Source organism: Paracoccus beibuensis (assembly GCF_026162625.1).
GTDB lineage: Bacteria > Pseudomonadota > Alphaproteobacteria > Rhodobacterales > Rhodobacteraceae > Paracoccus > Paracoccus beibuensis.
This window is the reverse complement of sequence record NZ_JAOTBD010000034.1, coordinates 1-13,380: the sequence shown is the minus strand read 5'-3', so window position 1 is coordinate 13,380 and position 13,380 is coordinate 1. Positions and strand designations below refer to the sequence as shown.

The window sequence follows — 13,380 nt, the reverse complement described above, 5'->3', positions numbered from 1 at the left end:
TTCTCAGCGTGCAGAGGCCCTGACATGAAAGCACTTCCCCCGGCTTCCCCAGGAGCCTGAGCATTGAAGAACGCGGCTCCGTGCTGCGGGACTATTCCAATCGCGTCCTGGCAACAGTCATCGCCCAAGCGTCGACCGCGGGCGGGTCTGTCGACGTGCGCGTGTCATGGACGATGGCGACAACTGGCAGGCTCGTGTCGAGCAGATCAGCGGCGATGTGGCAGCGCAGGCTGTCCATCAGAACAACAAGACGCTGCCGCAGCAGGTACAGCGGATCAATCAGAACCACAGGAAGCGCTACTCATGAGGTAGACATATGCGGCAGTGGGCTGAGATAGCGCGCGCAGGATAAGCCCCCGCGGCAACATCCTCGCAAATGAGCTATTGTGAACTATTAGGTAAGAGGAACATGCACATGACGGCCGTTTGCCCCCCAAAAATTTGCCCTGCGGAAGTGTTCTACCTGACGATCGGCCGCCGTCACATGCCGGAAGGTGTCCCCGAAGCTTAGGGCGAAGCTGCGACAAAGTGACAAATTTCTGCACTTCTTTATTGCAGGAACTTTCCTCTGTTTGTACTGTTTCTACAGAGGTAAAAACTAAAAAATGCTGCTGATGAAACAGTGCTTCGCCGCGTGAGGAACCGATGAACATAACCCTGAATGACCGGGCTACTAAGTCTGGACGAAGCTTTGTTGTAACAAAAGCTGTTGTGAACGCTTGCGAGAGGTTGAACATTGGAGCCCGTGATCTGGCGAAGGTTGTAGGGGTGTCTCCAGCAACTGCCTCTCGGATGAAGACCGGGAATCATACTCTTGTTGAGGGAACGAAGCCATATGAACTAAGTGTGTTCTTGATCAGGATGTATCGCTCTCTTGATGCTATTACGGGCGGTGATGATGCTGTTGCAGCGAGTTGGCTACAGAATGAAAACTCGGCCCTTGGCGGCAAGCCAGTTGACCTCATCAAGAATGCAGAGGGATTAAGTGACGTTCTTAGATACTTGGACTGCCGCCGCGCTCCGGTCTGAATTTAGGGCCTACGAGAGAGAGATCTATAGGTGCGTTGAGGCTCAACATATGGTGTCAACGATGAAGCTCGTTGACACCACTGATGAGCAGGAGCTGCTCGAAGACATTCTCGAATCCTCCAAGCCTCCGGTTCCTGTGGCAGCGCGAGGGCACGGGTTCTTGCTGTCGACGCCATTTCGGTATCGCTCACGACACGACTCTCGCTTCAGGACCGCAGCAAGTTCTTTCGGCGTGTTCTATGCGGCGGAAGACAGTCGGACCGCCGTCCATGAAATGATATTCTACAGACTTCTTTTTTTCGCTGAATCTCCAGAAACAAAATTTCCTTCCGACGCGAAGCAATACTCTCTGTTTAGTGTATCGATCGCCTGTGAGCGATCCCTGGATCTCACACAGCACCCCCTTTCAGCAGATCATGACAGGTGGGTTGACAGAGCGAACTATTCAGCATGCCAGGCTGTCGCTAACTTAGGCCAAGGCGAAGGGCTTCAGTTGATACGCTACCAATCTGTCCGTGAGCCTTCCGGCACCGGACGGAACCTTGCTCTAATGGACCCCAGCTGCTTTGTCGGCACTCCGCAACAAGTCGAAACCTGGAACATCTTCCTTGGCCCGGGAGGGGCTCAGGCAATCCGGGAGATGCCTCGGACTCGCTTCGACTGCCCTGTTGAATTGTTTTTAGATGACCCGAGATTGAGGGCACTAGCGCATAAATTTAAGCCGACAACTGATAGCGGTGCGTAGTACGCACGACTAGTGCATAGCGGCGTGGCTGCTGGTCCGGGATAAGCACCTCGGACCCTATAATGTAGAAAGCGCGGGAGCTATTAGTCTCTGAAGATCGCCCGCCCGCGCCGCTCTTCCAGATAAATTCGCACCATCTCAGGCCGTGTCGGCTCGGGGTCTAGCTTGCTCCGTTCGTCGTCCAGCCAGGCGAGAAGGTCAGGCTGGAGCCGAACGCCGACGAGCGTACCGGTAACGGGAGGGCGCTTGTTCGATTTCATGTTATCACGAGTTGACGGCTTCATGCTCTCGTGTTAACACGAATTCAGGCCGAACGGAAGGTGAGATTTCCGTCCGGCCCTAACCGAAACCCGATCTTAGAGGAGATCGAGCATGGCTGATCATTGCCATAACACCCCCGGCACGCATGGTAAAACCCGCAAGTATGTGGCCGGCGTGCCCGCCGGCACCCGCGACCGCCTCGCCCTGTTCGCTGAATGGACCGGGACGGCACCCTTCCCGGCGGATAAGATCCTCGAAGGGTCCAAGGACGAGCGCACCTTCACCGACGCCTTCCTGCGCCACTGCAACGACACCGGCATGTCGATCGATTGGGTGTGGCTGAACGACGAGAAGGGCCTCGTCATCGCAGCGCACCATGCGGCGAAAGGCGGTGCAGCATGAAGCCGCTCAAAATCGAGGACATCATCCGCACCGATGAGCCGATGCAGTGGGCTAACCACGTCGCTTACGCAGTTGGCTCGCTCATCCTCACGGCGCGCCTTGCGCTTGAGAACGACAGTAGCGGGATCTGCAACGAAGACCAGAAAGCCAATGCCGTGGCTGATGTCCTGGAGATCGCCGAAGCCCTGAACGACGTTGTCATCGAGGGTGCCGAATTCCTGCAACGCCAGACCGGCCACGGGATCTGGAAGAAGGACGATGCAGCCTGAGCCCGCCGCCGCATGACCAGCAGCCGGACGAATGACGGAGTTTGCCCGCGGTCACTTTGGCCGCGGGCGAATTTAAGTGGTCGCTTGACAACTTAGCAAGAGTGGACGATAAGTGGTCAAGTAACCACTTGGAGCACGTCATGTCTATCTTCCAAAGGCGCTTCGTGAACGCTGAAATCGTTGGAGCGACTGGCGTCACGAACGATCAACTGCAGAATTGGATGAAGCGCGGGCTAATCATAGGGCAAGCTCACGTTGAGGGAGGTGGAAAGCCGGGGAAGCATCGGACGTTCAGCTTCTTCAATCTGATAGAGATCTCCATAGCGAAGGCTCTCTTGGATGTCGGCCATACCGACCTCAAACTGATCTCTCGATCTGCCGCTGAGTTCGCTCACGTTGGCACATCGCGGCCGGGTCGTCCTAGACGGCTTCCGGGGCTTCCCTTTGGAGTGCCGAACAGCCGAACCTTGTTCATCGTCAGCCCGACACGAGCAGATGCCTTCCTGCTTCAGGAGGGAACCAGCGCGCTCGCATTTTATGCGGCGGCCATGCCTGGCGGCTCTGGCGCAACGATTATCGATGCCTCCCGAGTCTTCGATGACGTGATGACCATCCTTGGTATCAGTGCACAGCTGACGCTGCGGGAAGAGTACGAGAGCCAGCCTGAATGAGCCTCTTGCCCGTGCATATCACTCCCGCTGAACTGGCTGCCCACCTGGGCGTCTCAGAACGGACGGTAAGGGACAAAGCACGGGCGATCGGCGCTTGCAGGGTCATTGGGAAAAAGACGCTGATGACAGACGGTGACGTTGCTCTGTTCATGGAGGCTTTCAAGCCATGCCCATCAAGATCCACAAGCGCGGGAAAATCTGGCACTTCAGCGGCACTGCTGCCGGCAGGCGACTACGAGGCACTACGGGCACAGCGGACAAAGCCCTCGCGCTGCGGATCGCGGCGGAAGCTGAAGCCCGAGAGTGGAAACGTCACCTGGATGGACCAGGGGCGGACGTGACTATGGCGCAGGCGGCTATTGCATATCGCCTAGCAGAAAAGCCGACGCGGTTCCTGGACAAGATCGAGGACCATTGGCGGGACACGCCTCTGCGCAACATTACAGCAGGCAGCATCCGGCAATCGGCCCTGACGCTCTACCCCAGAGCCTCGGGTGCCACCCGCAACCGGCAGGTCATTGTCCCGACGCAGGCGATCATAAACCACGCCGCAACTCTGAACTGGTGCGCGCCGCTCAAGGTGCAGCGGTTCCCGATTGAGGCGAAGAAGCGCGAGGCCGCGGATCTGGCGTGGATCATCACTTTTGCAGACCAAGCCAAGGCAGACGGGCTTCCGCACCTGGCAGCGCTCTGCATGTTCATGTTCGGGACAGGAGCGCGGATCGGCGAGGCTGTCCGAGTTGTCTGGGCTGACGTGGATATGTCCGGTCGGGTCGTGACCATGAGCGGCAGGAAGCCTCGTCCTTGGACCCGCACCGCACATCTGCAACCGCCCGTCTTGGCGGGCTGGCAAATATCCCGAGCAATCGGCAGCCGGAAGAGCCGGTGTTTTTCTACCTCGACGCGCAGAATGTGAAGCAGTCATGGGACAGCGTGGTGAGGCGGGCAGGCATCAAGAGACTGACGCCGCACAGCTGCCGGGACGGCTTTGCAACGATCATGCTTCACGCAGGCTTCGACGTGAAGACGGTCGCTGAGATGGGCGGCTGGATGGACGCGGGAATTGTCCTGAAGCACTACGCTCACGCTATCAAAGATCGCACCGTAACGGACGCAATCTTTGCCACAAACCCGACACAAGAGGCGGGTGACAGAAGCCTAAGCCACAGAAACATAAAAGGAAAAGGTGCATGAACGCGACCCCTCGTTGGGGAGGGGTGTCCCACTGGCCGACCTAAGGCCACGGCCGCTCTGGCGCAAGGAAAATGTTTGGCATAGACCCTCGGCAGCCGAAAAGGATGCGCCCATGTTCACCGTCTCGCTGATCGCCTCGCCCCACGCCGCCAACCTGGACGTCGATCTGCCGGGTGGGCTGGCGTCGCGCTGGCAGGGCGGGGCGTCGCGCATCCTTGCCCCCGGCATCGCGGCCGAGTTCGACATCCCGCAGGCGCCTGCCGATGCCGACCGGGTCTGGTCCGACCTCCAGGCCATCGGCATCGACCTGGCGATTCAGCCGGCCGAGGGTCGCCGCAAGCGCATCCTGATCGCCGACATGGATTCGACCATGATCGACCAGGAATGCATCGACGAACTGGCGGACTTCGCCGGCGTGGGCCCGCGCGTCGCCGACATCACCGCCCGCGCCATGAACGGGGATCTGAACTTCCACGAGGCGCTGTTGGAACGCGTCGGACTTCTTGCGGGGCTGGACGAAGGCGTGATCGCCACCGTTCTTCAGCACCACATCACCTTGGCATCCGGTGGCGCGACGCTGCTTGCCACCATGCGCGCGCATGGCGCCTATACGGCGCTTGTCTCGGGCGGCTTCACGGCCTTCACCCAGCTGGTGGCGGCCAAGCTGGGCTTCGACGAAAATCGCGCCAATACCCTGTTGATCGAGGACGGCGTGCTGACCGGCCACGTCGTCTTTCCAGTCCTGGGCCGAGAGGCCAAGGTCGAGGCGCTTCAGCAGATCGCCGCGCGCCTCGGCACCACGCCGCAGAATGCCATTGCCGTGGGTGACGGGGCCAACGACCTCGACATGATCCGCATGGCCGGAGCCGGCGTCGCGCTGCATGCCAAGCCCGCCGTTGCGGCGCAGGCGCAGATCCGGATCAATCACGGCGACCTGACGGCGCTCCTCTATCTGCAGGGGTATGTGGCCGAAGATTTCGTGACTGTCTAAGTGCCATTCCCGTTGCAGGCGGCGACCGCCCGGCTGCAACGGTCCGCAACGACGGTGCCCATCGGAGCCTTGCCAACATGTTCGAACTGACGCTCGACCTGATCCCGCTGCTGATCGCGGCCGCTTTCGCCGCGGGCTTTGTCGACGCCATCGCGGGTGGCGGCGGGCTGATCACCCTGCCGGTGCTGATGCTGGCCGGCGTTCCGCCTGCGCAGGCGCTGGCCACCAACAAGGTGCAGGGTGTCTTCGGGGCGGGGACGGCGGCGCTCAGCTATGCGGCACGCGGCCTTGTTGACCTGCGCAGCCAGTGGAGATCGGCGCTGCTGGCCGGGGCGGCGGGGGCCGTGGGCGCGACGCTGGTCAGCGCGGTCCCGACCGATGGCTTGCGCCTGATCCTGCCGGTGATCCTGATCGCCATCGCCCTGTTTTTCGCGCTGAAGCCGGGCCTGGACGACCTCGACCGCACGCGGCGGCTGTCGGCCGGGGTCTTTGCGGCGACGGTGGTGCCCTTCATCGGCTTCTATGACGGGCTGATCGGGCCGGGGGCAGGGGCTTTCTACATGATCGGCTTCGTGACGCTGGCTGGCTATGGCGTGCTCAAGGCGACGGCGCACACGAAGCTTCTGAACTTCGCGTCGAACCTGGGCGGCCTGGGGGCCTTTGCATTGGTCGGCCAGCCGCTGTGGCTGCTGGGAATCGCGATGGGGGTCGCGCAGATCGCCGGGGCGGCGCTTGGGGCACGGCTGGCATCCCGCATTGGCGCCCGGTTGATCAAGCCGCTTCTGGTGATCACGTCGTCGGTGCTGGCACTGAGGCTGATCTGGCAGATGATCTGACGGGAATGCCGGCGCCCGCTCTGCCAAGGGGCGCCGGCCGATCTTGCAGGGGCGCAGGTGCGGGGGACGATCCTGCGCAGTCATTCAAGCAGGCAATCGCGTCGGTTTCGTGACGATTCGCGAATCGGCGGCCGTCAGCTGGGAAACCCGGGCGAGGTGCGCAGGCTGCCCGTGACCATCCCCCGCCAGTTCCGAATCGGACCGTTCAGATAGCTTTGCGCAACCGGATCGGCGGCGTCCAGCACGCCCAGGTGGATCAGAAGCGCGGTGATGGCGGCCTCGCTGGCGCGGGCGGTGCCGTCGGTGATCTTCAGCGCCACGCCGAAGCCCTGTTCGGGCAGGATCGCGACGAAGACGGCCTCGGCCCCGGTCTTGACCGCGATGGTGCCGCCCATCGCGCGCATCAGCGCGGTGCAGGACCTGCCTTCGCCCGCGACAAGGTCCGGATGCGCGCGCATGGCATCGACCAGGCGCTGCATGGCCTGCCCCCGGCGGTCGGAACCCGGATTCGCGAAGCGGGCCATGGCGCGAGCCAGACCTTCAAGCGTGCAGGCCCAGTTCGGGGCCGAGCAGCCGTCGATGCCGAAGCCGGGGCTCGTCTGGTCCGTCACCTCCTCGAAGGCGGCCTTGACGGCCTGCTGGACACGATGATCCGGCGCGACATACTCGGCCCCGCCCTTCAGGTGGCGGTTCAGCGTCAGGAAACCTGCATGCTTGCCCGAGCAGTTGTTGTGCAGCTGGCACGGGCTTTCGTCCGAGCAGGTCAGCCGCTTGTTCTCGGCCGGATCGCGCGGCATGTGGCTGCCGCAGCGCAGGTCGCCCTCGGCCATGCCGAGGCCCTCCAGCCAGTCCCCGACGCCCTGCACGTGAACCGCCGCGCCGGAATGGCTGGCGCAGGCCAAGGCCAGCTGGCGGTCCGTCAGGCCCGCGGCATCGGCCGCGCCGCTTTCGATCAGCGGCAGCGCCTGGATCATCTTGCACGACGACCTGGGATAGATCACCTGCGAGGGCTTGCCCCAGGCCTCGACCACACCATGCGCATCGCAGATGACCGCATGGCCGCGATGCAGGCTTTCCCGCATGTCGCCCCGCCACAACTCGATCATCTCGGCTGAACGCATGAAGATTCTCCCTGACAATTGCGCGATTGTGCTTGCACGCCCTTTTGCGGGCAGCGAATTTCGCTATTCTGGCGGCAGATGGTTGAAAAGACCACAGCAATCGGGAACAACGCCGGGCAAAGCGGCGAAATGAATGGCAGGAGGCCAGAGCATGATTACCACTACGCTGCGCGGTATTGGCGCCAGCCTGGTCCTGATCTCCGGGCTGGGCACGGCGATCGCGCAAGAAAGCAGCAATGTCGTGGCCACCGAGGGCGACTGGACCGTCTTCGCGGCCGACAGCCCGCGCGAATGCTGGGCGGTTTCTCCGCCCAAGTCGACGATCAACACGCGCGACGGCCAGCCGACCGAGGTCGCACGCGGTGACATCCGCCTGTACGTGGCCTATCGCCCCGGCCAGAACGGAGAGGTTTCGTTCACCGGCGGCTATCCGTTTGCACCGGATTCGACGGTCGAGGTGGATGTCGGCGGCCGCAAGTTCGACCTCTTCACCGAGGGCGAGAGCGCCTGGACCGGCAGCCCGTCGGAAGACGAGGCGCTGGTCGGAGCGTTGCGGGGCGGATCCTCGGCCGTGGTGACCGGGCGTTCCTCGCGCGGGACGACCACGAAGGACACGTTCAGCCTGTCGGGCATCACCGCCGCGACGAACACCGCGAAGGAGCGCTGCCAATAAGGCGGCGACCCGGGGGGCGCTCTGCCCCCCGTCACCTTGCAAGAGATTCGGGCAGAGCAGATGTGGCCGGTTGAAAAGCCGGCCCGTTTGGCTTATCTGCGGGTCTTCTCTCAAATTGCCGGTGACGCCATGAACGCCCCGATCACGCAGGACGTGCTGACCATTCCCCGCAAGCTGCCCGAGGGTGGCCTGACGAACATCGTCGGACTGACGCGCGAGCAGCTGCGCGACGCGCTGGTCGAGGCGGGAACGCCCGAGAAGCAGGCGAAGATGCGCGTGGGCCAGGTCTGGCAGTGGATCTATCACTGGGGCGTGCGCGACTTTGCGCAGATGACCAACCTTGCCAAGGATTATCGCGCCCTTCTGGCCGACCGATTCCAGATCGTCCTGCCCGAGATCGTGACACGGCAGGTCAGCAGCGACGGCACCCGCAAGTACCTGCTGAAGATCGCCGGCGGCCACGAGGTCGAGGCGGTCTATATCCCCGAGGAAGGCCGCGGAACGCTGTGCGTATCCAGCCAGGTCGGCTGCACGCTGACCTGCTCCTTCTGCCACACGGGCACGCAGAAGCTGGTGCGCAACCTGACCGCCGGAGAGATCGTTGGCCAGCTGCTGGTCGCGCGCGACGACCTGGGCGAATGGCCGGTGCAGGGTGCGCCCAAGGACGAAACGCGCCTGATCAGCAACATCGTCCTGATGGGCATGGGCGAACCGCTCTACAACTTCGAGAACGTGCGCGACGCCATGAAGGTCGTCATGGACGGCGAAGGGCTGTCCCTGTCGCGTCGCCGGATCACGCTGTCGACCAGCGGCGTCGTCCCCGAGATCGCCCGGACGGCCGAGGAGATCGGCTGCCTTCTGGCCGTCAGCTTCCACGCCACCACGGACGAGACGCGCGACAAGCTGGTCCCCATCAACAAGCGCTGGAACATCCAGACCCTGCTGGAGGCGCTGCGCGATTATCCGCGGCTGTCGAACAGCGAGCGCATCACCTTCGAATACGTGATGCTGGACGGGGTGAACGACAGCGACGATGATGCGCGCCGGCTGGTCCAGCTGATCCGCGGCATTCCGGCCAAGATCAACCTGATTCCCTTCAACGAATGGCCCGGCGCACCCTACAAGCGGTCAAGCAACAACCGGATTCGCGCCTTTGCCGACATCATCTACAAGGCGGGCTATGCCAGCCCGATCCGCACGCCCAGGGGCGAGGACATCATGGCCGCCTGCGGCCAGCTGAAGTCCGCGACCGAACGTGGCCGCAAGTCGCGCGCCCAGATCGCCGCCGAGGCAGGCTAAGGCAGGACCGCCCGCAGTTTCGACAGCAGATCGTTCAGTGCTGCCCTGTCCCGGGGCGGCAGTCCCGCCAGAAGGCGCGTCTCGTTCGCTGCATGCGGCACGACGGCGACATCGATCAGCTCCAGCCCCTCGGGCGTCAGTTCGACCAGGGTGCCCCGTCGGTCCTGGGGGTTCGGCAGGCGCCGAATCAGCGACCGCGCCTCCAGCCGGTCCAGCCGCGCCGTCATGCCGCCCGAACTGAGCATCGTCGCCTCGTAAAGCGCCGTGGGCGTCAGGCGGTACGGCGCCCCCGCCCGCCGCAGCGTCGCCAGCACGTCGAATTCACCGCCCTGCAGCCCATGTGCCTCGAAGACGGGCTGAAGCTGCCTCGTCAGCAGGGCCGACAGCTCGTTCAGGCGGCCGATGATCTCCATCGCCTCCACGTCGATCTCGGGACGTTCGCGCCGCCAGGCGGCTGCGGCGCGTGCCGCACGGTCAGGCTGGGACATGTCTTGCCAACAAGTTACTTTTCGGCAAGATATCAGCACCGGCAGCGGGGATGCAACAATGACGGAAGCGCAAGGACGCTTGGCGATTCTGGGATGCCTGGTGACGGCAGGGGCCGCGCTGGCGGTGACGATCCTGATTTCTCGCATGGCGTCGGATGCGGGGGCGCCGATGGTCTGGTTTCTGGCGGTCGTCATGGCGGGAAGCGGGCTGGTGCAGCTGGTCCTGGCAGGCCTGCTGGGGCAGCTGCGCGGCGTTCTGCGGATGCTGCCCTTCGCGGCCGGGGCGGGAACGCTGCTGGCGGGGCCGATGGCGCTGGGATACTTGGCGGTCGCGCATGTCGGGGCGGGATACATCGCGCTGACCTTTGCTTTCCCGATCCTGCTGACCTGGGCGCTGGCCCGCCTGCTGGGGCTGGAACGTGCCGACCCCCGCCGGGCGCTGGCCGTCGGGCTGGGCCTGGCCGGAGGCGTTACGCTGGCGCTGGCCAAGCTGACCGATCTGCCCCCTGGCGCGACGGGCTGGCTGGTCGCGGCGACGGCAATGCCGGTGGTGATTGCCGGAGGCAACATCTATCGTTCGCGCTTCTGGCCTGCCGGGGCGCGGCCCATGGCGCTGTCGGCGCTGACGCTCTTGATGGGCGGACTGGCGTGCGTGCCGCTGGCGATGGTGCTGGACGGAAGCGCCATCGGGCTGTGGCGCGATGCTGGGCTGCGGGGGCTGGTCGGCCTGGATGTGGCCATCTTCGTCATCCAGTACGTCGCCTTCTTCCAGCTGCAGCGCCTTGGCGGGCCGGTCACGCTGTCGCTGCTGGGCCCGGTCGCGGCCGTCACCGGCGCGGGCGGGGCACTGTGGCTGTTCGCCGAGCCGCTGCCGCGGAACTTCGCCCTGGCCGCGATGTTGGTCGGGGCGGGCACCGCGCTGATGCTGATGCGGCGCGCCCCTGCGGCTCGGCCGGCCTAGCAGTCAGTCTCAGCACTCGGGGCGCGGCCAGTTGTCGATTATGTCGACCGCCTCGTCGGCGGTTTCGACATAGCGGATCAGTTGCAGGTCGCTGGCGCTGATCGTGCCGGCATCGGCCAGGGCCTGCCAGTTGATGATGCCGTCCCAGAACTCGGCCCCGAACAGCAGGACCGGGACCTGCGCCATGCGGCCGGTCTGGATCAGGGTCAGGGCCTCGAAAAGCTCGTCCAGGGTGCCGAAGCCGCCGGGGAAGACCGTGATGGCCCGCGCGCGCATCAGGAAATGCATCTTCCGGATGGCGAAATAGTGGAAGTTGAAGCACAGGTCCGGCGTGACATGAATGTTCGGCGCCTGTTCGTGCGGCAGCACGATCCCCAGACCGATGGACTGGCCGCCGGCTTCGGCCGCGCCGAGGTTGCCGGCCTCCATGACGCCGGGGCCGCCGCCGGTGCAGATGACGAATTCGCCGCCGCCCGCGGCCAGGCTGCGTTCTGTCATGCGCTGCGCGAAGACGCGGGCCTCGGCATAGTATCTCGACAGCGCGGCCAGGCCATTGGTGCGCGCCTGCCCGACGGCATCAGGCGCGGGAATGCGCGCGCCGCCGAACATCACCACCGTCGACCCGATGCCGCGTTCGTCCATGACCATCTGTGGCTTCAGCAACTCCAGCTGCAGGCGGACCGGGCGAAGCTCGTCCCGCAGAAGGAAGTCGCGGTCGGTGAAGGCCAGGCGATAGCTGGGCGCGCGGGTTTGGGGCGTGTCGGGAATGCGCGCGGCGCGGTCGGCATCCTGGTCGCTGTGGGGCAGGGGGTGGATGCGGTCCGGTTGGGGCGTGTCGGTCATCGAAGCCTCGTCTGCGCCCTTGCGCGGATTGCGCGGGCCTGTCCCGACGCATATAGCCCGGTCGAGAGATTTTCCACCCACCCGCCTGCCCGAGGAGAGGCCGCCATGACCCAAGCCCTGGAATCCGCCATCGAAGCCGCGTGGGAGAACCGCGCCGAGATCACCAGCGCCACCGGGGGCGAGACGCGCGAGGCGGTCGAGGAAACTCTGCGCCAGCTGGACAGCGGCGCGCTGCGCGTGGCGGAAAAGCGGGGGGCGGACTGGCACGTCAACCAGTGGGCGAAGAAGGCGGTGCTGCTGTCCTTCCGGCTGAACGACATGGAGGAGATGTCGGGCGGTCCGCAGGGATCGAACTGGTGGGACAAGGTGCCGTCCAAGTTCCACGGCTGGGGCGACAACCAGTGGCGCGAGGCGGGGTTCCGCGCCGTGCCAGGCGCGATCGTGCGGCGGTCGGCCTTCATCGGCAAGGGCGCGGTGCTGATGCCGTCCTTCGTGAACCTGGGCGCCCATGTGGGAGCGGGCACGATGGTCGACACCTGGGCCACGGTCGGGTCCTGCGCGCAGATCGGAAAGAACGTCCACCTGTCGGGCGGCGTCGGCATCGGCGGTGTGCTGGAGCCGCTGCAGGCCGGACCCACCATCATCGAGGACGATTGCTTCATCGGCGCCCGGTCCGAAGTGGTCGAGGGCTGCATCGTGCGCGAAGGATCTGTGCTGGGGATGGGCGTCTATATCGGCCAGTCGACCAAGATCGTCGACCGCGAGACGGGCGAGGTCATGTATGGCGAGGTTCCGGCGGGATCGGTCGTCGTGTCGGGGTCGATGCCGTCGAAGAACGGCGTGAACCTGTATTGCGCGGTGATCGTCAAGCGCGTGGACGCGCGGACGCGGTCCAAGACTTCGGTCAACGAGCTGCTGCGCGACTGATGAGCACGCTCTACATCGATGCGGATGCCTGCCCGGTCAAGGCCGAGGCCGAGCGGGTGGCCGTCCGCATGGGTGTGCCGATGGTGCTGGTCTGCAATGGCGGGCTGCGGATGCCGACGCATCCGCTGGTTCGGCTGCAGATCGTGGCCGAGGGGCCTGACGAGGCCGACAAGTGGATCGCGGACAATTGCGGCGCGGGTGACGTGGTGGTGACGGGCGACCTGCCGCTTGCGGATCGCTGCATCAAGGCAGGGGCGGCGGTGCTGACCCATGCGGGCGAGGTGCTGGACGCGGCCAATATCGGGCCTCGGCTGGCGACGCGCGACCTGATGGCGGACCTGCGCAGCGCCGACCCGTTCCGTCAGGGCAGCGGCGCGGCCTTCGCCAAGGCGGATCGGGCGCGGTTCCTGCAGACGCTGGACCGCGAGCTGGGCCGGGCGCTGAAACGTTGAGCGGGAAGCGCGCGTCCGGACCATCGAGGCCCGGACGCGCGCTGCCACGGCACCGGCCGGAGGGGCCGGCGACGCGACATGGCGCGCCCTTTAACAGGCCGCTGAAACAGTCGGCTCTCGAGGCGGTTTGCAGAACATGATTTGCTGCCTGGAAGAGGACGGCGGGGGTCATCATGCGCGGAGCGGACGGATAGAGCCGGTCGCTGTTCAGCTATCGA

The 13,380-nt window shown here is 64.5% G+C and carries 18 protein-coding genes; 15 read left to right on the top strand and 3 right to left on the bottom strand.

Features of this window, described 5'->3' with window-relative positions; translation table 11 throughout:
• Window positions 1–166 precede the first annotated feature (166 nt).
• From OC159_RS16225 to OC159_RS16180, 10 genes are all read left to right on the top strand, one after another.
• On the top strand, window positions 167–307 hold the full coding sequence (locus OC159_RS16225; RefSeq protein ID WP_265502214.1) for a hypothetical protein: 141 nt from the start codon (window positions 167–169) through the stop codon (window positions 305–307).
• 338 nt (window positions 308–645) lie between these two features.
• Window positions 646–1,029: an MbcA/ParS/Xre antitoxin family protein gene (locus OC159_RS16220; protein WP_265502213.1), complete on the top strand. Its 384-nt coding sequence runs from the start codon at window positions 646–648 to the stop codon at window positions 1,027–1,029.
• Between the two features lie 49 nt (window positions 1,030–1,078).
• A complete protein-coding gene (locus OC159_RS16215) occupies window positions 1,079–1,774 on the top strand; it encodes an RES family NAD+ phosphorylase (RefSeq protein ID WP_322626739.1) in 696 nt (231 codons plus the stop codon).
• A gap of 372 nt (window positions 1,775–2,146) precedes the next feature.
• Window positions 2,147–2,437 carry a hypothetical protein gene (locus tag OC159_RS16210; RefSeq protein ID WP_265502211.1) on the top strand — a complete coding sequence of 97 codons (291 nt, stop codon included), beginning with the start codon at window positions 2,147–2,149 and terminating at the stop codon, window positions 2,435–2,437.
• A complete protein-coding gene (locus OC159_RS16205; protein ID WP_265502210.1) occupies window positions 2,434–2,706 on the top strand; it encodes a hypothetical protein in 273 nt (90 codons plus the stop codon). Before OC159_RS16210 ends, OC159_RS16205 begins: the two co-directional genes overlap by 4 nt.
• 164 nt (window positions 2,707–2,870) lie before the next feature.
• Window positions 2,871–3,377, top strand: a complete 507-nt coding sequence (locus tag OC159_RS16200) for a MerR family transcriptional regulator (RefSeq protein WP_265502209.1) — start codon at window positions 2,871–2,873, stop codon at window positions 3,375–3,377.
• Window positions 3,378–3,543: 166 nt separating this feature from the next.
• Window positions 3,544–4,293: a site-specific integrase gene (locus OC159_RS16195; protein ID WP_265502208.1), complete on the top strand. Its 750-nt coding sequence runs from the start codon at window positions 3,544–3,546 to the stop codon at window positions 4,291–4,293.
• Window positions 4,263–4,571 (top strand): tyrosine-type recombinase/integrase, encoded by a 309-nt coding sequence (locus OC159_RS16190; protein WP_265502207.1) that lies wholly within the window; start codon window positions 4,263–4,265, stop codon window positions 4,569–4,571. The genes OC159_RS16195 and OC159_RS16190 overlap by 31 nt, the downstream gene beginning before the upstream one ends.
• A gap of 112 nt (window positions 4,572–4,683) precedes the next feature.
• Complete coding sequence (serB, locus tag OC159_RS16185) at window positions 4,684–5,562, top strand: phosphoserine phosphatase SerB (RefSeq protein WP_265502206.1); 879 nt, start codon at window positions 4,684–4,686, stop codon at window positions 5,560–5,562.
• A 77-nt stretch (window positions 5,563–5,639) separates the two neighbouring features.
• Window positions 5,640–6,398, top strand: coding sequence for a TSUP family transporter (locus OC159_RS16180; protein ID WP_265502205.1), 759 nt, complete (start codon window positions 5,640–5,642; stop codon window positions 6,396–6,398).
• 134 nt (window positions 6,399–6,532) lie between these two features.
• On the opposite strand, the gene OC159_RS16175 is transcribed toward OC159_RS16180, so the two are convergent.
• Complete coding sequence (locus tag OC159_RS16175; RefSeq protein WP_265502204.1) at window positions 6,533–7,519, bottom strand: asparaginase; 987 nt, start codon at window positions 7,517–7,519, stop codon at window positions 6,533–6,535.
• A 151-nt stretch (window positions 7,520–7,670) separates the two neighbouring features.
• Here OC159_RS16175 and OC159_RS16170 point away from each other — a divergent pair, with 151 nt between their 5' ends.
• Window positions 7,671–8,192 carry an invasion associated locus B family protein gene (locus OC159_RS16170; protein WP_265502203.1) on the top strand — a complete coding sequence of 174 codons (522 nt, stop codon included), beginning with the start codon at window positions 7,671–7,673 and terminating at the stop codon, window positions 8,190–8,192.
• A 129-nt stretch (window positions 8,193–8,321) separates the two neighbouring features.
• Window positions 8,322–9,491 carry a 23S rRNA (adenine(2503)-C(2))-methyltransferase RlmN gene (rlmN, locus tag OC159_RS16165; RefSeq protein ID WP_265502202.1) on the top strand — a complete coding sequence of 390 codons (1,170 nt, stop codon included), beginning with the start codon at window positions 8,322–8,324 and terminating at the stop codon, window positions 9,489–9,491.
• Here the strand turns inward: rlmN and OC159_RS16160 are convergent.
• Window positions 9,488–9,979 (bottom strand): MarR family winged helix-turn-helix transcriptional regulator, encoded by a 492-nt coding sequence (locus tag OC159_RS16160; RefSeq protein ID WP_265502201.1) that lies wholly within the window; start codon window positions 9,977–9,979, stop codon window positions 9,488–9,490. The genes rlmN and OC159_RS16160 overlap by 4 nt on opposite strands.
• Window positions 9,980–10,058: 79 nt before the next feature.
• Between OC159_RS16160 and OC159_RS16155 the strand changes: the two genes are divergently transcribed.
• The gene (locus tag OC159_RS16155) at window positions 10,059–10,940 is read left to right on the top strand and encodes a DMT family transporter (RefSeq protein ID WP_265502200.1); all 882 of its coding nucleotides are present in this window, start codon (window positions 10,059–10,061) and stop codon (window positions 10,938–10,940) included.
• Window positions 10,941–10,949: 9 nt separating this feature from the next.
• Here OC159_RS16155 and OC159_RS16150 read toward each other — a convergent pair whose 3' ends face one another.
• Window positions 10,950–11,783 carry an LOG family protein gene (locus OC159_RS16150; protein WP_265502199.1) on the bottom strand — a complete coding sequence of 278 codons (834 nt, stop codon included), beginning with the start codon at window positions 11,781–11,783 and terminating at the stop codon, window positions 10,950–10,952.
• Window positions 11,784–11,888: 105 nt separating this feature from the next.
• Here OC159_RS16150 and dapD point away from each other — a divergent pair, with 105 nt between their 5' ends.
• Together dapD and OC159_RS16140 are read left to right on the top strand one after the other, a co-directional pair.
• Window positions 11,889–12,710, top strand: a complete 822-nt coding sequence (gene dapD / locus OC159_RS16145; RefSeq protein ID WP_265502198.1) for a 2,3,4,5-tetrahydropyridine-2,6-dicarboxylate N-succinyltransferase — start codon at window positions 11,889–11,891, stop codon at window positions 12,708–12,710.
• Window positions 12,710–13,162: a YaiI/YqxD family protein gene (locus OC159_RS16140; RefSeq protein ID WP_265502197.1), complete on the top strand. Its 453-nt coding sequence runs from the start codon at window positions 12,710–12,712 to the stop codon at window positions 13,160–13,162. The genes dapD and OC159_RS16140 overlap by 1 nt, the downstream gene beginning before the upstream one ends.
• The last annotated feature ends 218 nt before the right edge of the window (window positions 13,163–13,380 follow it).

Coding starts and splice junctions, on each gene's coding strand:
- OC159_RS16225 (WP_265502214.1), top strand. CDS start 167: ATGGACGATGGCGACAACTGGCAGGCTCGTGTCGAGCAGATCAGCGGC.
- OC159_RS16220 (WP_265502213.1), top strand. CDS start 646: ATGAACATAACCCTGAATGACCGGGCTACTAAGTCTGGACGAAGCTTT.
- OC159_RS16215 (WP_322626739.1), top strand. CDS start 1,079: ATGGTGTCAACGATGAAGCTCGTTGACACCACTGATGAGCAGGAGCTG.
- OC159_RS16210 (WP_265502211.1), top strand. CDS start 2,147: ATGGCTGATCATTGCCATAACACCCCCGGCACGCATGGTAAAACCCGC.
- OC159_RS16205 (WP_265502210.1), top strand. CDS start 2,434: ATGAAGCCGCTCAAAATCGAGGACATCATCCGCACCGATGAGCCGATG.
- OC159_RS16195 (WP_265502208.1), top strand. CDS start 3,544: ATGCCCATCAAGATCCACAAGCGCGGGAAAATCTGGCACTTCAGCGGC.
- serB (WP_265502206.1), top strand. CDS start 4,684: ATGTTCACCGTCTCGCTGATCGCCTCGCCCCACGCCGCCAACCTGGAC.
- OC159_RS16180 (WP_265502205.1), top strand. CDS start 5,640: ATGTTCGAACTGACGCTCGACCTGATCCCGCTGCTGATCGCGGCCGCT.
- OC159_RS16175 (WP_265502204.1), bottom strand. CDS start 7,519: ATGCGTTCAGCCGAGATGATCGAGTTGTGGCGGGGCGACATGCGGGAA.
- OC159_RS16170 (WP_265502203.1), top strand. CDS start 7,671: ATGATTACCACTACGCTGCGCGGTATTGGCGCCAGCCTGGTCCTGATC.
- rlmN (WP_265502202.1), top strand. CDS start 8,322: ATGAACGCCCCGATCACGCAGGACGTGCTGACCATTCCCCGCAAGCTG.
- OC159_RS16160 (WP_265502201.1), bottom strand. CDS start 9,979: ATGTCCCAGCCTGACCGTGCGGCACGCGCCGCAGCCGCCTGGCGGCGC.
- OC159_RS16150 (WP_265502199.1), bottom strand. CDS start 11,783: ATGACCGACACGCCCCAACCGGACCGCATCCACCCCCTGCCCCACAGC.
- dapD (WP_265502198.1), top strand. CDS start 11,889: ATGACCCAAGCCCTGGAATCCGCCATCGAAGCCGCGTGGGAGAACCGC.
- OC159_RS16140 (WP_265502197.1), top strand. CDS start 12,710: ATGAGCACGCTCTACATCGATGCGGATGCCTGCCCGGTCAAGGCCGAG.